This is a genomic window from Enterococcus pseudoavium NBRC 100491, assembly GCF_001544295.1.
GTDB lineage: Bacteria > Bacillota > Bacilli > Lactobacillales > Enterococcaceae > Enterococcus_A > Enterococcus_A pseudoavium.
In genome coordinates this window covers 81,746-100,799 of the sequence record NZ_BCQF01000008.1, presented here as the reverse complement: position 1 = coordinate 100,799, position 19,054 = coordinate 81,746, and the positions used below count along the sequence as shown (strand labels likewise).

At 40.5% G+C, this 19,054-nt stretch carries 17 protein-coding genes; 10 read left to right on the top strand and 7 right to left on the bottom strand.

Translation table 11 applies throughout. The features are described from left to right. Positions 1-166: 166 nt before the first annotated feature. From rsxC to EP1_RS05760, 3 genes are all read left to right on the top strand, one after another. Positions 167-1,480 carry an electron transport complex subunit RsxC gene (gene rsxC / locus EP1_RS05770; RefSeq protein ID WP_067624850.1) on the top strand — a complete coding sequence of 438 codons (1,314 nt, stop codon included), beginning with the start codon at positions 167-169 and terminating at the stop codon, positions 1,478-1,480. Positions 1,481-1,482: 2 nt separating this feature from the next. Next, on the top strand, positions 1,483-2,466 hold the full coding sequence (locus tag EP1_RS05765; protein WP_067624848.1) for an RnfABCDGE type electron transport complex subunit D: 984 nt from the start codon (positions 1,483-1,485) through the stop codon (positions 2,464-2,466). Between the two features lie 155 nt (positions 2,467-2,621). After that, positions 2,622-3,182 carry a histidine phosphatase family protein gene (locus tag EP1_RS05760; protein WP_067624845.1) on the top strand — a complete coding sequence of 187 codons (561 nt, stop codon included), beginning with the start codon at positions 2,622-2,624 and terminating at the stop codon, positions 3,180-3,182. Between the two features lie 52 nt (positions 3,183-3,234). Here EP1_RS05760 and EP1_RS05755 read toward each other — a convergent pair whose 3' ends face one another. The 3 genes from EP1_RS05755 to EP1_RS05745 all read right to left on the bottom strand — a co-directional run bounded on the left by EP1_RS05755 (position 3,235) and on the right by EP1_RS05745 (position 6,302). Beyond that, positions 3,235-4,149: a lactate/malate family dehydrogenase gene (locus EP1_RS05755; RefSeq protein WP_067624842.1), complete on the bottom strand. Its 915-nt coding sequence runs from the start codon at positions 4,147-4,149 to the stop codon at positions 3,235-3,237. Positions 4,150-4,236: 87 nt separating this feature from the next. Beyond that, a complete protein-coding gene (nrdI, locus tag EP1_RS05750; protein ID WP_067624839.1) occupies positions 4,237-4,686 on the bottom strand; it encodes a class Ib ribonucleoside-diphosphate reductase assembly flavoprotein NrdI in 450 nt (149 codons plus the stop codon). Between the two features lie 464 nt (positions 4,687-5,150). Next, on the bottom strand, positions 5,151-6,302 hold the full coding sequence (locus EP1_RS05745) for a hydroxymethylglutaryl-CoA synthase (protein WP_067624836.1): 1,152 nt from the start codon (positions 6,300-6,302) through the stop codon (positions 5,151-5,153). A gap of 235 nt (positions 6,303-6,537) precedes the next feature. Here EP1_RS05745 and EP1_RS13285 point away from each other — a divergent pair, with 235 nt between their 5' ends. Beyond that, entirely contained in the window at positions 6,538-8,955 is a 2,418-nt protein-coding gene (locus tag EP1_RS13285; protein WP_083507501.1) for a hydroxymethylglutaryl-CoA reductase, degradative, read from the top strand. A gap of 119 nt (positions 8,956-9,074) precedes the next feature. Here EP1_RS13285 and EP1_RS05735 read toward each other — a convergent pair whose 3' ends face one another. Beyond that, the gene (locus tag EP1_RS05735; RefSeq protein WP_067624833.1) at positions 9,075-9,539 is read right to left on the bottom strand and encodes a GNAT family N-acetyltransferase; all 465 of its coding nucleotides are present in this window, start codon (positions 9,537-9,539) and stop codon (positions 9,075-9,077) included. A 129-nt stretch (positions 9,540-9,668) separates the two neighbouring features. Continuing rightward, positions 9,669-10,736: an endonuclease/exonuclease/phosphatase family protein gene (locus EP1_RS05730; protein WP_067624830.1), complete on the bottom strand. Its 1,068-nt coding sequence runs from the start codon at positions 10,734-10,736 to the stop codon at positions 9,669-9,671. Positions 10,737-10,916: 180 nt separating this feature from the next. Here EP1_RS05730 and EP1_RS05725 point away from each other — a divergent pair, with 180 nt between their 5' ends. Continuing rightward, entirely contained in the window at positions 10,917-11,498 is a 582-nt protein-coding gene (locus EP1_RS05725; RefSeq protein ID WP_067624827.1) for a GNAT family N-acetyltransferase, read from the top strand. A gap of 46 nt (positions 11,499-11,544) precedes the next feature. Here EP1_RS05725 and EP1_RS05720 read toward each other — a convergent pair whose 3' ends face one another. After that, positions 11,545-12,066, bottom strand: a complete 522-nt coding sequence (locus EP1_RS05720) for an LURP-one-related/scramblase family protein (protein WP_067624822.1) — start codon at positions 12,064-12,066, stop codon at positions 11,545-11,547. 23 nt (positions 12,067-12,089) lie between these two features. Further along, entirely contained in the window at positions 12,090-12,953 is an 864-nt protein-coding gene (locus tag EP1_RS05715; RefSeq protein ID WP_067624819.1) for a Cof-type HAD-IIB family hydrolase, read from the bottom strand. A 178-nt stretch (positions 12,954-13,131) separates the two neighbouring features. Here EP1_RS05715 and EP1_RS05710 point away from each other — a divergent pair, with 178 nt between their 5' ends. The 5 genes from EP1_RS05710 (at position 13,132) to EP1_RS05690 (ending at position 19,041) form a co-directional block, all read left to right on the top strand. Further along, entirely contained in the window at positions 13,132-13,812 is a 681-nt protein-coding gene (locus EP1_RS05710) for a uracil-DNA glycosylase (protein WP_067624816.1), read from the top strand. Between the two features lie 157 nt (positions 13,813-13,969). Then, entirely contained in the window at positions 13,970-14,950 is a 981-nt protein-coding gene (pta, locus tag EP1_RS05705) for a phosphate acetyltransferase (protein WP_067624813.1), read from the top strand. A gap of 301 nt (positions 14,951-15,251) precedes the next feature. Then, complete coding sequence (locus tag EP1_RS05700) at positions 15,252-16,841, top strand: alpha-glucoside-specific PTS transporter subunit IIBC (RefSeq protein ID WP_067624810.1); 1,590 nt, start codon at positions 15,252-15,254, stop codon at positions 16,839-16,841. A gap of 24 nt (positions 16,842-16,865) precedes the next feature. Next, positions 16,866-18,197 (top strand): 6-phospho-alpha-glucosidase, encoded by a 1,332-nt coding sequence (locus EP1_RS05695; protein WP_067624807.1) that lies wholly within the window; start codon positions 16,866-16,868, stop codon positions 18,195-18,197. Between the two features lie 64 nt (positions 18,198-18,261). Further along, a complete protein-coding gene (locus tag EP1_RS05690) occupies positions 18,262-19,041 on the top strand; it encodes a MurR/RpiR family transcriptional regulator (RefSeq protein ID WP_067624804.1) in 780 nt (259 codons plus the stop codon). Positions 19,042-19,054: the final 13 nt, after the last annotated feature.

Below are 19,054 nucleotides of genomic sequence, written 5' to 3'. Positions count from 1 at the left end.
AGTTAAGACCATTCACATTGTGAATGGTCTTTTTTTGTAATTAAAAAAGTGCGGGACTATTTAAATATGTTTTTTTAGGATTTATTATTTGAAGATACTGTTGGTCTTTTTTTATAAAAAATATTCATGCTATACTGAAAATATGAAGAATATTGGAGTTGGTAGTATGAAAAAGAAGCGGTTTAAAGGTGGAATTGATCTCCATAAAGATCGGGCCTTATCTTTAAGAGGACTTGTTGATTATAAGAATGTCGAGTATATCCACCCCAAAAAGGTTTATATCCCAGTTCAGCAACACATTGGTGAACCAGCAGAAGTGATTGTTTCTTTAGGGGAAAGGGTCTTTTTAGGACAACCAATTGCCCGGATGGAAGAGGGATTAGGTGCAAATGTCCATGCAAGTATTTCTGGAGAGATCATTGGTATTGAAGAGATCGATCAAGGCCAAGGGGATGAAATGACTTGTGTAATTATTGAAAATGATTTTAGGGAACAGCCGCGTGAGATTCATCATGAAACGATTGAAGAGTTGACGTCAGCAATGATTGTTGAACGAGTCGAAGCGGCAGGTGTAGTTGGATTAGGAGGAGCGACTTTCCCAAGTCATGTAAAATTGAATCCTAGAGAAGTCATTCATACGTGTATTTTTAATGGAGCTGAATGTGAACCTCTGTTGATGGCAGATGCGGCCTTGATGGTAACGGAGGGTGAAAAATTACTTAAAGGTTGTGAATTGGTTTTAAAAGCCGTGACAGCAAAAATGGGAATTATTGCAATCGAGGATGACAAACAAGAGGCAATTGAAGTCATGCAAGCTCTGTGCCAGAACAACCCTAAAATTACAGTGATGGAAGTTCCCTCGATATACCCTCAAGGAAGTACGGAGCTACTTTTTAAAGCAATCACTGGCAAAGAAGCTCCAGCAGATGGTTCGACAAGAGATCTAGGATACTTGATTATCAATGTCGCCACTACTGTTGCTGTTTTTGAAGCGATTGATCCAGGGATCCCATTGAGTCATAGAATTTGCTCCGTTGTGGGGGATGTGAAAGAACAAAAAAATGTTTATTTTCCAATCGGAACGTCGATAGAAGAGATGATTGATTTTTGTGGCGGTTTTGATGGTAAACCCTCTAAAATAATTACTGGCGGATTTATGATGGGAAAAACAGTCGATACACTGGCTGCTTCTTTAACAAAATCGGCTAATGGTTTAATTGTCATTAATGAGTTTCATGATCAAGATAGTACACCGAGTCCTTGTATTTTATGTGCCCGCTGTGTTGAAGCCTGTCCCATCGGATTGTTACCTCATCAGCTTGAGAAAAGTTATCTAAAAGAGAATTGGCAGCGTTTAGAAAAATTATATGTGACCAGTTGTATCAATTGCGGTTGCTGTACGTATATCTGTCCAGCTCGACGTCATTTAGCTGAACACATCATTGCCGGACAAAAAGTAATCAAAGAAAGGCGGGGATAGTTATGACTAAAAGTTCTTTTGAACAGATTAGGAGTAACCGTTATCCTATGATCGAAGCTTCGCCGCATTTGTTATCCAGCGTGCAGACGGATCGAATTATGCAATTAGTTTTATGGGCTTTGTTTCCGAGTGGACTGGCCTCGATTTTCTTCTTTGGTCTGCATTCTTTACTTTTATATATCATAGCTGTGGGAAGTTGTTTACTTGCTGAATTTTTGTGGTTTAAATTCCGTAGACAAAGCCGACCTAAAGATTACTCAGCGGCTGTTACTGGGGTTTTATTGGCAATGAGTCTACCCGCAAGTGTTCCATTATGGTTTCCAGCATTGGGTGGAGTAATTGGGATTATTGTGGCAAAGGAATTATTTGGCGGAATTGGTCGTAACCTGTTAAATCCGGCATTAACTGGTCGAGCTGTTTTAAGATTAGTCTTTGCCAAAGAAATGGCTGTGAATGTTTTACCTAAACCCTTCTTTTCTACTGATGGGCTGGCGGTGGTTACTTCAGCTACCCCATTGATGGAAGTGAAAGCAGGTGGAAGTCTAAATTCCAATCAACTATTGGATAGTCTAACGGGATTAATAGCAGGGAAAAATGGTGAGACTACTGCAATCTTACTGCTTTTTGGCGGTTTGTTTCTATTATATAAGGGCGTGATTACCTGGGAAATTCCATTTTGTATGATAGCAAGCATTATTGTTGCTGCACTCTTTATCGGAAAAGGGGAGTTGACTTTCGTTTTTGCACACGTTTTTAGCGGAGCCACAATGTTGGGTGCCTTTTTTATGGCGACGGATTACAGTACGTCCCCAACAACTTCTAAAGGGCGAATTATTTATGGGATTTGTTGTGGGGGCTTTCTGATGGTTTGGCGAACGTATAGTTCAATGTCTGAAGGATTGACGTTTATCCTATTAATCATGAATTGTTTGGTTCCGTTAATTGATCATCTGATTATTCCTAAAGCTTATGGCGTGAAAAAGTAGCAAATATTTTCAGTAAAAAAGTGGACGTTCTTTCAATCTAATGATAAAGTAGTAACAATACTGGCTACTACCAGTTTATCAGGAAGCTTAATATAAAAATCAATCATGGTGCATACCTATGATTTTTATTTTTAGGATAGAGAGGATTGTTTAAGTTGCTTTATGTAGCGAGACATGGAGAAACGGAATGGAATCAAAAAGGGATCATTTCAGGAAGAAGTGATATTGCTTTGTCTGAGAAAGGGTACGAACAAGCGGCTTTATTAGCAGAGGAAGTTGCCAATCTTTCAACCCCAATTACTCAGATCATTCATTCTCCGTTAGAAAGAGCTCGGGAAACCGCCCGAATTGTGGCTGATAAAAATCAGCTTTCCCTGAATATGGATGAACGTTTGCTTGAGTTAGATTACGGAGATTATGATGGAACAAGTGATCAGCAAGAGGGGTACCTAAAAACCAGAACACAATTTGCAGTTCGCTACCCGCATGGTGAATCTTTAATGGACGTTTATGCACGAGTCGTTCCGCTTTTGACAGAATTGGAACAGGATTCTGAAAACATTTATTTATTAGTTTGTCATAATTCTGTAATTCGTGCGATCAAGAATTATTTTGAACCTCTAGAAAATGAAAAAGTCTTTGACTATCGTACTCCAAATGCCAAATTAATTGGATTTGATTGGAAAAAAATTGTATCGATTAGTAAGAGTGCATAAAAAGCCTTTCTTCGTAAGTTTAGCTAAATTTACGAAGAAAGGCTTTTATTGGTTAGTCATGGGCAATCGTAGCATACATGGCGTGGATTCTTTGGATGGTCTGTTGCCACTTAAGTTGTTCTGAGGCGGAAAGCATCAATGGAAATGGTTCAATGAACCCATCTCGGGAAATCTTAGCTGGAAAACCAGCATAACAGTTGTCAGACTCTTGATAGTAGCTGATGGGAACGACAAGCGTTTGATCTCCTAGTAAAACTTCAACGATCCGAGCAGTTTGGGTGGCAATTCCAAAGGAAGTATAGCCTTTGCCAGTAAAAGTGATCCACCCCCCACGGCGGGCGGCATCATTCAGCTTTTCTAACTCATCAGGAGTTAAGCATTCGGTGATGGGCTGTTGATTGATCTTGACACTAGACCAAGCGACAAATTGGCTCTCACCATGTTCACCAATTACATAGCCTTCGATAGTTGAAGGATGGATATTCAGATAAGTACTAACAGCATGTTTCATCCGTCCGGTATCCAAAGAAGTTCCAGTCCCCAAGACACGTTGACGTGGAAGACCGGTCAGCTCTTGTAAATATTGAGTAATTACATCACAGGGGTTAGTGATACTTAACAGGATTCCGTTAAAGCCAGATGCTTTAATTTTAGGGGCCCATTCTTCAACGATTGTTTTTGTCCGGTTTAATTCGGCAAAACGATCGGAATTTCTTTCAAGCATTGAAATCTCACCAGCACAAAAAATAAGCACATCGGTATCTGCTAACTCGGTTAAGTTTCCTTCAATTAAACGAACTTGTTGTTCTTGTTCCATCTGTCCATCCATAAGATCATTCAATTCGGCTTCAAGAATCGCTTCTTTGGAGTCAAAAAGAACTAATTCATCGACGATATTTTTTAAAATTAGCGTGTAAGCAGTGGTACTACCCACATGACCAACACCAATAATTGCGACTTTTCTCATTTGCAACACATCACTTTCGTAGAATTTCTTATTTTAAAAAGAATGCCTCTAAGATGAGAAAAAGTCAATAGAATAATTAGTAAATGATTAATCTGCTGATTTATCTTTTAAAATTTGGTAGATTCTTTGACAATCAGCAACAGTTCCCCGCAGCTCGTAATCAGCGATAAAAGGGAAGCCAAACGCTTCACTATATTGTTTAGCTGTAAGGCAATATTGATAGTTGAAATTTTTATTTCCACTGCCAACGACACCGAGACATTGTTTGTAATTGTCTTCATATTCTAAATATTCACGCATGACCTCAGTCAGAATTTCGGTATCCCCATTATCAACCCCATTGCCGCCTTCTAAGTAGGTCGGAACAAAGGTAAAGAAGTGCTTCGTTTCAACATTAAAGGGGCTGTTTTCTGAGATTTCTTTTGCTTTAATCAATGGATTGGTCGAATCAAGTTGATGCTGTTCCTCCGCATAAGCAGTTAGTCGCTCAACAAAAGCACGAGTATTTCCCGAGATCGATATATATAAAATGTTCATGGTTGAATTCCTCCTATTTTAAGAATTATAACACGAAAAAAATAGAAGCATCTAAATGTAAACGCTTGCATAAAGCCGTGAAATATGATATAAATATGGTGTAAGGGATAGATCCCTAGTGTTGTTAATAAAACAACAGAAATGAACGGAAGCAGTGTTCATTTCAAAGTGAATGCCGAAATGGCAGAAAGGAAGTAGGGATTTGAAATCTCCTTACCAAGTATTTCTATTCTAGCGGGGAAGAGAAATGTAGACAGTAGAACCATTTCTCCACTTAATGGTGAGGCTTAAACGGAATTCAACCACAAAAAGCGTTTAAGACCTATTACAAGGGTGTAAATATTCTAGAAATCTGGAATGAAGAACAAACACTTAACCATTAGACCTGCTAGATTTATTTTTTTTGCCCAAAAAAGGGAAAGGGACAAAATTATTTGTCGCTTTCCCTTTTCTCTTTTTAGGAATTATTTATTATAGTAACGAATATCTTCACTGATTTTATTAATAGCAAAGTCGCTGGAATCGGAGAAAGAATAAGTTCCTCCATCAGTCGGTAATTTTTCACTAAACATTTTTTCATATTCTGCAATACTTAGCGCTTGACGATCTGCTAATAGAGCATAGTTGGCTTCTACAGTAAGCGATTTTTTGTAATCCTCCATTAAAGTCATCGAGAAAAATTCACTGACTGCTCCTGAGCCATAACTGAACAACCCGATTTTTTCCCCAGCAGCTAAGTCACTATTATCCAATAGTGAAGCTAGTCCAAGATATAAGGAACCGGTGTAGAGATTCCCTACTTGGCGACTGTAACTGATGGCTTCATCGTAACGCGCTTCTAAGCGTTGCTGTTCTGCTTCAGACATTTCGGGATAAATCGCCCGCAAGGCTTTACGGCCCATTTTTGTATATGGTAAATGGAAAGTCAGCGCAGCGTAATCGGTACTGTCAGTCTGGTTAACTTTTTTATTTTGCTCCCAAACACGAGTGAATGAATCGATATAGATTTGGTTAGACATATGTCCGTCAACTAGTGGATAGTCATGTCCAGCTGGACGCCAAAAATCATAAACATCTTCAGAATAAAAGACACTGTCATTATTAAAGGCTAAAATATGCGGATCTTTGGTTACTAACATCGCTACCGCTCCGCAGCCTTGAGTCGGTTCGCCACCCGAATTTAGGCCGTATTTTGCGATGTCAGTGGCAATCACTAAGACTTTCCGCTCAGGGTGTAAGGCAACATAATCGTGAGCTTGTTGCAATGCTGCTGTTCCGCCATAACAAGCCTGTTTTACCTCAAATGAACGAGCAAAAGGCTGGATATCTAATAAGCGATGGATAATCACCGCAGCCGATTTTGAAAAATCAGTGCTGGATTCAGTTCCAACAATCACCATATCGATGGCCTGTTTATCCTCGGTAGTTAGTATTTTAGCTGCGGCACAGGCACCTAATGTTACGATGTCTTGTGTTGCAGGAATAATTGCCATTTGGTCTTGGCCAAGACCAATGTGAAATTTGTTAGGGTCAGTCTCACGAGCATTTGCCAAATCTGTCATATCAAGATAGTAATTTGGTACGTGAAAACTAATCTTATCAATTCCTATATTCATATTGTTCCTCCTAGTTTTGAATAAAAAAACGTTAAAGCCTGCTAGTTGTTAAGGGCATTTCCCACGGGGGTGCAATGCTTATCAATCAAAGCTTCGTGGAATTGCTCACCTTTCTTCCAAAAGTAAATATATCATAGAAAGGTCAAAATTGGTTGAGTTTGAATCTTAAGAAATTATAAAACTATCTATGCTATACTTACGCCTGATTTTAAATGAAATTATTGGAGGTGCACCCTTGGAAGAAGTAGTTATTTTAAGCGCTGTACGAACACCAATTGGTAAATATAAAGGAAAACTGGCAACGGTATCCGCTGTTGATCTTGGTGCAATTGCGGTAAAAGAAGCGATTAAGCGAGCACAGCTTGAAGCGAAGCAAGTGGAAAAGGTCTTTATGGGCAATGTTTTGCAAGCCGGAAATGGGCAAAATGTGGCGCGTCAGTCTGCCATAAAAGCCGGGGTACCATATACTGTTCCGGCAACGACCATCAACGAGGTTTGTGGTTCCGGAATGAAAGCAATCATTTTTGCGATGCAGCAGATTTTACTCGGTGAAGCTCAGGTCGTGGTGGCCGGTGGAACAGAAAACATGTCTCAAGCGCCGAAAGTCAGCCGTTTCGATTATTCAGCCCAAGAGTGGCAAGCACCTAGATCTAGCATGATCTACGATGGGTTAACCGATGCGTTTAGCGGGGAGCACATGGGGTTAACCGCTGAAAAAGTCGCCGAGGAATATCATGTTACTCGTGAACAACAGGACCAATTTGCTTATGAATCACAGCAAAAAGCCGCCCAAGCTAGTAATGCTGGTAAATTTACCGCCGAAATCGTTCCTGTCCGATTGCCAGATGGTAGCACGTTAAGCAACGATGAAGGAATCCGTTTTGATTCGACGTTGGAGAAAATCCGTTCGTTGAAACCGGCCTTTAAAGAAAATGGTGTTGTCACAGCCGCAAATGCTTCAACCTTAAATGATGGTGCCTCAGCTTTGGTCCTAACTTCAAAGTCCTACGCGCTTGAACATGGATTGGCCTATTTGGCAGTTATCGACGGCTACAGCGAGGTGGGAATTGATCCAAGTATCATGGGCATGGCGCCGGTTGCTGCCATTAACAAGCTGTTAACTAAAGTGAAGCGCAGCATTGATGAAATAGATGTTTTTCAAATAAATGAAGCCTTTGCGGCCGCTTCGGTGGCGGTCCAAAAAGAATTGAATCTGCCAGCTGAAAAGGTCAATCAATATGGCGGAGCGATTGCCTTAGGCCATCCGATTGGCGCGAGTGGGGCACGGATTGTCGCTACCTTAGTTTCGGAACTGATTCAAGAAGAAAAGCAGCAGGGGATTGCCAGCCTATGTATCGGTGGCGGTTTAGGTTTAGCGTTGATGATTAGTAAAGCGGAAGCGCAAGAAATTGGTGAAAAGAAATTTTATCAAATGAGCCAAACGGAGCGTTTAGCCAAATTAGTCAAAGAAAACAAATTATCGACAAAAGAGGCCGCTCAATTAGCGACTGAAACGGTTTTACCTGAAAAAATTGCTGAAAACTTGATTGAAAATCAGATTAGCGAATATTCGACTCCTTTGGGGGTAGCTCAGAATTTTGTGATCAATGGACAAACAAAATTAATTCCGATGGCGACAGAGGAACCCTCTGTGATTGCGGCCGCGAGTAATGCTGGAAAAATAATCGCAAAAGCTGGCGGAATCAAGACTCGCGTGATCAATCAAAATATGATTGGCCAAATCGTGTTACGTAATGTGGCGGACTTTGACAGCATCAAAAAGACGATTAAGGAAAATGAATCACTTCTTTTTGCAACAGCGCAAAATAGTTATCCTTCGATTTATCAGCGCGGCGGTGGCTTGCAGAGCATCACTATTCGGACTTTTGAAGCCGGCTACCTCTCAGTTGATTTGACCGTGGATACTAAAGATGCGATGGGAGCCAATATCTTGAACACCATGTTGGAGGCTGTTGCACAAGAAATTCGTGAATTACTGCCTGATGTCGAAATTTTATTTAGTATTTTAAGTAATTATGCAACGGAGGCTTTGATTGAAGCCCAGTGTGAACTGCCACTCAATCAAGTAGCTCCGGCGATTGCTGAAAAAATTGCGGCCGCTAGTGAATACAGCAAATTAGACCCTTATCGGGCAGCGACTCATAATAAAGGGATTATGAACGGCATTGATGCCTTAGTTTTAGCTACTGGCAACGACACGCGGGCAGTGGCAGCCGCTTGTCATGCTTATGCGGCTAGAAAGGGTCGTTATGAAGGGATGACCGATTGGTTTATTCAAGAAGATCAATTGATCGGTAAATTGATTTTACCAATCAAAGTTGGAATTGCTGGGGGTGCTACCAAAGTGTTACCTAAAGCACAGCTAAACTTGAAATTATTAGAGGTCTCCACAGCTGCTGAGTTGGGAGAAATGATCGTAGCCTTGGGGCTAGCGCAAAATTTTGCGGCCTTGCGGGCCTTAGTAACCGATGGTATTCAAAAAGGTCATATGGCGATGCAGAGTCGTTCGCTAGCTATTACAGCAGGAGCGACCACCAAGGAAATTCCAGTGGTTTCAAAAAGGCTCAGAAAAGCAGAACGGATGAACTTAGCAACCGCCGAGGAAATTATTAAAACTATTCGTCTTGGCTGATAGTACAAGACGAATAAAAAAAGCGTATCGTTAACCCTTTTTTACATGCAAGAAAAAGATCTTAAAAAGGTCCTTCCTGACTGAGAAAAAAATCAGTCTTGGAAGGACCTTTTGCGGGTTTAACGAAAGTTTTGCAAGTCTTCAGCATCAGCCCGCAGATAGATCATATCTACAAGCCGGACGCCTTGATCAATGATAGGTTCACGATAATTGTCGAGAAAGAAATTTTTTACACGATGAGACTCATGAAAGCCGCAACTTTTGTAGAAATTCAACGTTGCCGGGGTATCGCCAGTACCTACGTAGATTGTCTGATAATCAGCCAAAAACTTATGCAAAAGAAACTGGACTAGTGCTTTACCATAACCTTGGCCTTGTTGACTCGGAAGGGTCGCGAGATTTTTTAATTCGCATTCTTGTTCATTCAGTCTAGTGACAACCGCTTCACTTTTTAAATCTGGATCATAGAGCACGAACATCCGACCGTCAGCCAAATAGCGATCAACCATATCTTCTTGTTCATCTGCTAACAGCAGCAACTCTAAAAAGTCTTTTTTATCCGTGAAAATTTCTTTAATCTCCAAGATTTTTTCCTCCCAAGCTAAGCATTTGTTTCATTTTAGCAAGGGAAATGGAGAATTACAATTTGTCTTAGTAAGGAATTAATGATAAAAAGCCAAAAACTTTTAGATGGAAGTTTTTGGCTTTTTCAATTATTTCAAGCGGAAATCTAAATAGACTGGATTGTGGTCAGAGTAGCGAAATGCCATATCTTTAACGTGTAGATCTTTTACCGTGATATTGTCTGAAAGCAGAAAACCGTCAATCAATGTTGTATAGGTTTGGCCTTTTTGGTAGGGTTCATTTAAGGCCCGGGCTGAAGGGCTTTTCTCTTCGGCTAGGTTGGCTGTGGGTAAATGAAACCCAGCTGGTAATTGATCTTTCGGAAAAGGGTGGGTCCAAGTTTCACGCTTTTTTGTAGTATCGAAGACTTCCGGACTATTACCGAGCACATCGTGATTGTAATCACCGGCGACCATCACATAGTTGCCTTTTTGATACTCGTGTTCCATTACGGCAAAAAGCTTATTTAATTGGGCCGCTTGAATCGAACGGTCTTTTGTGAAAGCTGATAAATGGGTGTTGATGGCAATCAATTCATGACCACCTTTGACTGGCAGGCGGCTTACAGTAAAAGCTCGATCTAAATCAAAAAATTTATTGAAGTTCGTTTCAATAGGTAGCGAATAGCGTTTACTGCTAGCGATTTTCGCTTGGCTTAACGTCACAAGCCCTGATTTGGCTTGCCCGATTGGATCAGTAAAAGGGTAAAATAAGTAAGACGAATCGTAGTTTTGTCCATAGATACTATTGTAGTCGGCTAGATGTTTTTTTAGAAAAGCGACTTCATCAACATGTTGTGAGCGATCACCTTCTTGGTCAACCTCTTGATAAAACGCTAAAGTCGGCGCCAGTTCCTTGGTAGTAGTCACGATTCCCTGCATATTTTTTTTGACCGTTTTTTGGTCATAGGCGCGGGAATACTTGCCGCCGTCCATAAAGAAACTATAACTTGGCGGATATGCACCATAACCAATATTGTGGCTCATCGCGCGATAGGTTGTATTTGTTTCTAAAGTTTGATCGTGTTGGTTCGTTGGTTTTAAAGAAAGATTGTCAGGCAAACGATCATAGCTGGCAAATAGATAAATCAAATAGCCGCCCAAAATGACGACAATAACGAGGATGATGCCTAAAAGAAACTTTAGTATTTTTTTCATAGTGTGCCCCCTAATCGTAGGAATGAAGGTAGTCCCCCAAAAATTTTAAGCCTATAAGTCATTCCAAAAATATCATAGCAGACTTTTGAGCGAAACCAAAGCGTCGTCACTTTCCCAAATGGGGTCTTCATGTTACACTGAGAAAGGAGTTTTAATTGTTATTAAAAGAGAGGTTTTAAAATGATTCGATTTGCAAAAAAAGAAGATGGAGCTGCTGTTGCTAAGTTAATACTGGTTATTTTAAAAGATATGGAGTTGGATTTCTTAACAGAATTTGGCGAAGAGTGGGTACTTAAAGCGATCGCCGCTTGCTTTGAAGATCCGACCTATCGTTTTGGCTATGCTCGTGGTTTAGTCGATGAAATTGATGGAGAGGTCGCCGGGGCAGTATTTGGCTATCCAGCGAATCAAGAACCGCTGATTGATCTACCTTTAAAAAAATATTTCCAAGAGCAAGGAATCGATGGAGATATCCAAATGTTTATTGATCCAGAGGCGTTTCCCAATGAATGGTATTTGGACTCGATCGCAGTGGCTGAAAAATTTCGTGGACAAGGAATTGGCTCAAAGTTGTTAACGGCAGTTGATCGGCTAGCGACTCATTCCGGGGAAAAAGTGATCGGTTTGAATGTCGATAAAGCCAATCCGAATGCCAAACGCTTATATTTGCGAGATGGCTTTAAGGATGTCGGTGAGATGACTCTTAGTGGTCACCTATATGATCATATGCAGCGTGAAGTACGAGCGTTTGATCGTAGCTGATTCTGTATTTTATAGAAAAAAGAAGCTGTGCCTAGGGCATAGCTTCTTAATTTTGGGAAAAAGTGACTTTTAAATTCATTTCAGGTTCTTTATTTTTATTTCGATTATATAGCCAATAATCCATGATGGCAGCGACACAAATACAGACCGGTGCATCGGATGGTTTGGTGACGTTAAGGACGTAATAGTCACCAGTCAGCAACGTGGCCTTATCCATCGTCATAATCGGTTGATTAAAATGGTTGATTTTATATTTGTGATTGTAGATATCACCATAAACGGCCCAATGTAACTGCTGGATATAATAAAAATCACCCGGCCAATTAAAAATTTTATGGAGTACGCCCACTTTTGTTTGTTCGTAATAGATCTCAAATTTACGCCCAAAAATGACACTGGCTTGTTTTATGTAGGCCACGATCTGACCGTCCATCGCATAGAGTGAGAGCACATTGCCCTTACGCCCCCAATGACCAACCATTAAATAAAGAGGGACTCCTTTATTGTCTTTGACGATCGTTCGTGTCGTGGAACTTAGTTGTTTTTCTTGAATAAAAAATTCAGTCATGCTACTCACACCTTTGATTCTAATTATTCAGAAAGGATCCGATCGATTGCCGTTGCTACGCCATTTTCTTCATTGGTGTCAGTGATGTGTTTAGCGATTTTTTTAACACCGGGAGCGGCGTTGCCCATCGCAAAACTGGTGCCAGCATATGTTAACATACTCACATCGTTATAATTATCGCCAATCGCCATTACCTGCTCGGCAGTAAATCCCCGTTGTTCTGCAAAGTGTTTTAAAGCAATCCCTTTTTGAGCATCCACATGATTGATTTCAATATTAGTAACTTCCGAGGCTGCTAAAGCCAGCTCGCCAATTTGTTCCAGTTTTTCAGAAACAGCTTTGAGTTTTTCAGGGCCAGTTTTATCAAAAGCAATTACTTTTAAAACTTCTTCTTTTTTATCAATCAATAGTTGGCGAATATTTTCAACATAAGTCACGGGGATCAATGACAAGTGTTCAGAAGACGCCGCGATGGCCATTTTTTTGGTCATTCCAGGAGCTTTTTCCAGTAAGTGTTGGGAGACAAATTCTATTCGCATCGGATGGTTTTCTGAATAGACGTGATCAGCTGTAAAAATCTCGTAGTAGATTCCAGCATCATCTAGAGTATCCATGATTTTAAAAGTTTTTTCTGCGCTGATGGGAACAGTGAAGAGGGTTTCACGTTTCGCATTTACGACCTGCGCACCATTTAATAAAATCATCGGTACGTGGATATCGGCTTCATCTAATGAAATTTTCGCGTGACTTATACCACGGCCTGTTGCTGTAATAAATTCAATTCCTTTGGCTTGTGCTTTCCGAATGGCAGTAATGGTTGCTTCAGAGACGCTCATTTGATCATTTAACAAGGTACCGTCCATATCAGAGGCAATAAGTTTTATCAAAATTATTCACCTAGCTTTCCTATCATACATCGATAGTGTACCATAATACCAGAGTGGATAACCATGCCGGAGCGATTCTTTAAAAAGAATTAGTGGGCTCATTTTTGGCAGGGGCTTTCAGTTAAATCAAGAGAATTAGTATGGAATTGATAAACAAATAAAAAATAGAAGGTGTAGTATGAAGGAAATTATTCATAACGATTGGCAAACAGTTTTGGCAGATCAATTTCAAGCACCATATTATTTGAAATTGCGCGAGTTTTTGAAACAGGAATACAGCACGCAACGGATTCATCCCGACATGTATCATATCTTTGAAGCTCTAGAATTGACGCCCTATGAGCAAGTCAAAGTCGTCATTCTAGGACAAGATCCTTATCACGGTGTTGATCAGGCCCACGGATTGTCCTTTTCGGTTCAACCGGGCGTCAAAATTCCACCCTCACTACGCAATATCTATCAAGAATTGCAAAATGATTTAGGAATTCCACCAGTTTCCCATGGCAATCTCGTGAGTTGGGCCAAGCAAGGTGTTCTGCTGCTGAATACTGTCCTGACCGTTCGAGAAGGGCAGGCGTACTCCCATCGGGGGCAAGGTTGGGAACAATTGACCGATGCGATCATTGAACGGTTAAACGAACGAGAAAGGCCAATCGTTTTTATTTTGTGGGGCAAATCCGCACAAGAAAAAAGCAAGATGATCGACACCAGTAAACACGCCATTATCAAGTCGGTTCATCCCTCGCCCTTATCAGCGCATCGCGGCTTTATAGGCTCTAAACCATTTTCAAAAACCAATCAACTTTTGCAGGCGTGGGGTGAGACACCGATTGATTGGCAATTGCCTGAAACAGTGTGATATGACACCGTTTTCTGTTATAGAGACAGTTTGTGAAAATGTTCTTAATACACGTTTACTTGATTCTAATTAGTGATACAGATGTTTTATTCTGTCCTTTTCATTTTAAGTGAAGTGGTGTATTATGAATAGGAAATAAATATCTGGAGGTTTTATCGTGGAACTATTTGATAGTTTGAAATTTAAGATTATTCGTCGCAACATTAAAGTGGCCTTTCCTGAAGCAACTGATGCACGGATTTTAGGAGCCGCATCTCGTTTGAAAGCAGAAGAGTTACTTGAACCAGTTTTGATTGGGAATCTTGCTGAAATTGAAAAAGCAGCGGTCGCTCGTGGAATCGCTTTAGAGAACTTCACGATCATTGATCCAGATCACTACGATCGTTGGGATGAAATGGTAGAAGCATTTGTCGAACGTCGTAAAGGCAAAGTCAGCAAAGAAGATGCTGAAAAAATGCTTAAAGACGAAAACTATTTTGGCACAATGTTAACTTATATGGGCGTTACTGAAGGCATGGTTTCAGGAGCGATTCACTCAACAGGTGATACTGTTCGTCCAGCCTTACAAATCATCAAAACTAAACCAGGCGTTAGCCGGACAAGCGGAGCTTTCTTAATGGTTCGCGGCCGTGATCAAGAGAAATATCTATTCTCTGACTGTGCCATCAACGTAAACCCTAGCGCACAAGAATTAGCAGAAATTGCTGTTGAATCAGCTAAAACAGCTGAATTATTCGATATCGAACCTAAAGTTGCCATGATGAGCTTCTCTACTAAGGGATCTGCCAAAGCTCCTGAAGTTGAAAAAGTAGCCGAAGCAACTAAAATCGCGCAAGAATTAGCACCTGATTATTTGATTGATGGTGAATTACAGTTTGATGCAGCTTATATTCCAGGCGTTGCCCAATTAAAAGCGCCTGATTCAAAAGTAGCCGGACAAGCAACAGTCTTTGTCTTCCCTGAATTACAATCAGGAAACATTGGCTATAAGATTGCCCAACGTTTCGGCGGTTTTGAAGCAATTGGACCAATCTTACAAGGTTTGAACAAACCAATTTCTGACCTTTCTCGTGGTTCTAATGAAGAAGATGTCTATAAACTTTCAATTATCACAGCAGCACAAGCATTGATGAATTAAACCTTGTTCCTCAAATTATAAAGATAACAAAGCAAGAATTCGAGTTTATTCGGATTCTTGCTTTTTTTGTCATTTCTGTTTTTCCAAGACCGAAGGCTCAAAGTCAGTCAATTATAGCTAGTAAGCAGTTGATTATAAAGTATTAGGTAGCTGGGAAATTTCCCAGCCTCAGCCACTTAAGTTCTACAAAGGGACACAATTCCCAAGCTTTCCCCATAGTATTGTAAACGCTTTTTGTAGCCTGTATAGTCAAACGTGTAAACAGGAAGAAGAAATTATTGGAAGGAGATGTATTTTTGTCATGATGGAAAAGATTCAGCGCTTTGGAGGGGCCATGTTTACCCCTGTACTATTATTTTCATTTTCCGGGATAATGGTGGCACTTTGTATCATTTTCAAAAATCCCATGCTTGTTGGCAGCATCGCAAGTGAAGGAACAACGTGGTATTCCATTTGGAGTATAGTTGAGAACGGTGCGTGGACAGTCTTTAATCAGATGGAACTGCTATTCGTGATTGGGTTATCGATCGGTTTAGCAAAAAAGGCCAATGCTCGAGCAGCGATGGAGGCCTTTGTAGTGTACACCACCTGTAATTATTTTATCTCATCGATGTTGGAGTACTTTGGTGATTTCTTCGGTGTAGATTTCGCAGCTGATCCTGGAGGCGGCAGCGGAATGAAATTAATTGGTGGAATCAAAACATTAGATACCGGCATTATAGGCGCGATTTTTATTTCAGCAATTGTTGTTTTTCTACACAATCGTTATTTTGAAAAGAAACTGCCCGATTTTCTAGGGATCTTTCAAGGATCATCATTCATTGTTATTTTAGGCTTCTTCGCGATGCTACCGATCGCTTTTCTAATTTGTTTGATCTGGCCGAAAGTTCAGCAAGGAATCGGATCACTACAAGGATTTTTAGCTAGTGCAGGAATCTTCGGGGTTTGGCTTTATACTTTCTTGGAGCGAATCTTGATACCGACAGGCCTACATCATTTCATATACACACCATTTGTTTATGGTCCTGCTGTTGTGGAAGAAGGAATCACCAAATACTGGATGGGTCACTTGCAAGAGTTTGCGCAAACGACGACGCCATTGAAACAATTATTCCCAGAGGGTGGTTTTGCCTTACATGGCAATTCAAAAATCTTTGCATCTCCTGGGATTGCGGCGGCCTTCTACTTCACTGCTAAACCAGAAAATAGGAAAAAAGTCTTGGCAATCCTCATTCCCGCAACTTTGACAGCAGTTTTGGCTGGGATTACGGAACCGCTGGAATTCACCTTCTTATTCGTATCGCCGCCACTATTTGCTGTTCATGCGTTCTTAGCTGCAACGATGGCCGCGACGATGTATGGTTTCGGAGTTGTAGGTGATATGGGCGGCGGCTTCATCGATTTATTGGCAAAAGTTTGGATTCCATTATTTCAAAATCATAAGAGTATGATATTTATCCAGCTTTTCATTGGGCTAGCTTTTATTGCTATTTACTTCTTCGTATTCCGCTTTTTGATCCTAAAATTCAATCTAGCAACACCGGGTCGGGAAGAGAACACGCAGGATATCAAGCTCTATTCGAAAAAAGATTACAAAGAAAAACAAGGCGGCAACGCACCTGTACTCGAAGGTGCGAATCAATATACAGAACAAGCAGCTGTTTATCTGGACGGATTTGGCGGAGCAGAGAATATTGATAAGGTTAATAACTGTGCGACTCGCTTGAGAATTACCGTTAAAGACGAAAAGCTTGTTCAACCAGATGATGTCTTTCGTTCAGGTGGAGCCCATGGTGTTGTCCGAAACGGCAATGCATTTCAGGTCATCGTCGGGCTAGATGTGCCGCAAGTCAGAGAGCAGTTTGAAACGCTGATGGATACAGAAAACTAAGAAATTAAAGGAGAGATTTTAGAAATGAAGAAATTTTCAATTGTCATTGCAGGCGGAGGAAGTACATTTACACCAGGGATTGTATTGATGCTTTTAGATAACTTGGATAAATTTCCAATTAGACAAATCAAGTTTTACGATAATCTGGAAGAACGTCAAGATCATGTGGCAAATGCCTGTGAAATTTTATTAAAGGAACGCGCACCAGAAATCAAGTTCGTCGCTACAACGGATCCAGAAACAGCGTTTACAGATGTAGATTTTGTGATGGCCCACATTCGTGTTGGATTGTATGCTATGCGTGAAAAAGATGAAAAAATCCCATTGAAATATGGAGTAGTTGGTCAAGAAACTTGCGGACCTGGTGGAATTGCTTATGGTATGCGTTCAATTGGCGGAGTATTAGAGTTAGTAGATTATATGGAAAAATATTCACCTGATGCTTGGATGTTGAACTATTCTAACCCAGCGGCAATCGTGGCTGAGGCAACTAGAAAATTAAGACCAGAATCAAAAATCATCAATATCTGTGATATGCCAGTAGGAATCGAAGAACGGATGGCACATTCGATTGGGTTGAAGTCACGTAAAGAAATGGTTATCCGTTACTATGGCTTGAATCATTTTGGCTGGTGGACAGATATTCGCGACAAAGAAGGCAATGACTTGATGCCGCAAATCAAAGCACATGTCAAAGATCACGGCTATTCATTACCAGAAGAGATTGAAGACTCTCAGCATACAGATGCCAGCTGGATGCATACATTTGCGAAAGCAAAAGAGGTTTACGCGCTAGATCCAGATACGTTACCGAATACCTATTTGAAATATTATTTCTATCCACAAGATGAAGTTGCTCATACCAATCCTGAATTTACCCGGGCAAATGAAGTTATGGCAGGTCGGGAACAGCATGTATTTAGCGAATGTGATCGGATTTCAGAAGCGGGAACGGCTGAAGGATCCTCATTGGAAGTCGATGAACATGCAAGTTACATCGTTGACTTAGCACGGGCAATCGCTTATAACACCCATGAAAGAATGTTGCTGATCGTGCCAAATGAAGGGGCAATCGTCAATTTTGATGAAACAGCGATGGTCGAAGTACCATGTGTCGTGGGCAGTAATGGACCAGAACCATTGACTCAAGGTAAGATTCCGCGTTTCCAAAAAGGCTTGATGGAACAACAGGTGGCCGTTGAAAAATTAGTCGTCGAAGCCTGGGCAGAAAAATCTTATCAAAAACTATACCAAGCTTTAGCACTGTCAAAAATCGTACCAAATGCACGAATAGCCAAAGAACTATTGGATGATCTGATTGAAGCGAATAAAGAATTTTGGCCAGAATTAAACTAGTTATTGTGAAAAAATTCATTTTTTCCTCCTCCTTCACGTATAATAGTGTAGGAGGAGGATCATTATGACATTAGAACAGTTGATTCATCAGCATTTTGCAGAACTGAGTGAATTAGATAAAGATATCTTACAATTTATGCTTGCCAATCCTGAGAAGGTTCGATCCTTAGGAATCATGGAGTTGGCGGATTTGGTTCACGCATCTAAATCATCTGTCCTGCGAACGACTAAGAAATTAGGTTTTTCTGGTTATTCGGAATTGAAATATTTCTTAAGACATTCTGAAGCGAATAACCAAGCGGAGCACGGTGAAAAAGATATTTTCGAAAAGCAATTCGATGATATTAGAAAAACATTGGACTATATGCAGTCAGTCAACTTGGAACCAATCAACGAGATGTTTGATCGAAGCCAAACGATTTATTGTTATGCGACTGGCTTTTCTCAAAAAAATATCATCGATGAGTTTTATAAAATGCTGTTAGCGGTTGACAAACGTGCGCTGGTTTTACCAAACAAAACAGAATTAGACATGGTAATGCCGATGATTACTCAAAATGACTGTGTAGTGATTGCTTCATTAAGTGGAGAAACGGACGAGGTTAAAGAAAATCTGACATCATTTGAGGTTCGTAAAATTCCGGTATTGGCGGTCACGGCAGTCGGGGACAACTATTTTGCGCGTCACAGTACGCATCATCTAAATTTCTATTGTGACTTTTTCGTTATCGGCAGAAGAAGACTGCAATCTCAATCCTTGATTGGACTAAGCTGTTTAATGGACTATTTGCTTCGGTCATATGGCATTTATACACTTGGTAAAAGTACAGATTCACCGATCTAAAAATAATTCAGAA

Coding starts and splice junctions, on each gene's coding strand:
- EP1_RS05695 (WP_067624807.1), top strand. CDS start 16,866: ATGAAGAAATTTTCAATTGTCATTGCAGGCGGAGGAAGTACATTTACA.
- EP1_RS05755 (WP_067624842.1), bottom strand. CDS start 4,149: ATGAGAAAAGTCGCAATTATTGGTGTTGGTCATGTGGGTAGTACCACT.
- EP1_RS05700 (WP_067624810.1), top strand. CDS start 15,252: ATGATGGAAAAGATTCAGCGCTTTGGAGGGGCCATGTTTACCCCTGTA.
- EP1_RS05730 (WP_067624830.1), bottom strand. CDS start 10,736: ATGAAAAAAATACTAAAGTTTCTTTTAGGCATCATCCTCGTTATTGTC.
- EP1_RS05690 (WP_067624804.1), top strand. CDS start 18,262: ATGACATTAGAACAGTTGATTCATCAGCATTTTGCAGAACTGAGTGAA.
- EP1_RS05720 (WP_067624822.1), bottom strand. CDS start 12,066: ATGACTGAATTTTTTATTCAAGAAAAACAACTAAGTTCCACGACACGA.
- EP1_RS05725 (WP_067624827.1), top strand. CDS start 10,917: ATGATTCGATTTGCAAAAAAAGAAGATGGAGCTGCTGTTGCTAAGTTA.
- EP1_RS05710 (WP_067624816.1), top strand. CDS start 13,132: ATGAAGGAAATTATTCATAACGATTGGCAAACAGTTTTGGCAGATCAA.
- EP1_RS05745 (WP_067624836.1), bottom strand. CDS start 6,302: ATGAATATAGGAATTGATAAGATTAGTTTTCACGTACCAAATTACTAT.
- EP1_RS05765 (WP_067624848.1), top strand. CDS start 1,483: ATGACTAAAAGTTCTTTTGAACAGATTAGGAGTAACCGTTATCCTATG.
- rsxC (WP_067624850.1), top strand. CDS start 167: ATGAAAAAGAAGCGGTTTAAAGGTGGAATTGATCTCCATAAAGATCGG.
- nrdI (WP_067624839.1), bottom strand. CDS start 4,686: ATGAACATTTTATATATATCGATCTCGGGAAATACTCGTGCTTTTGTT.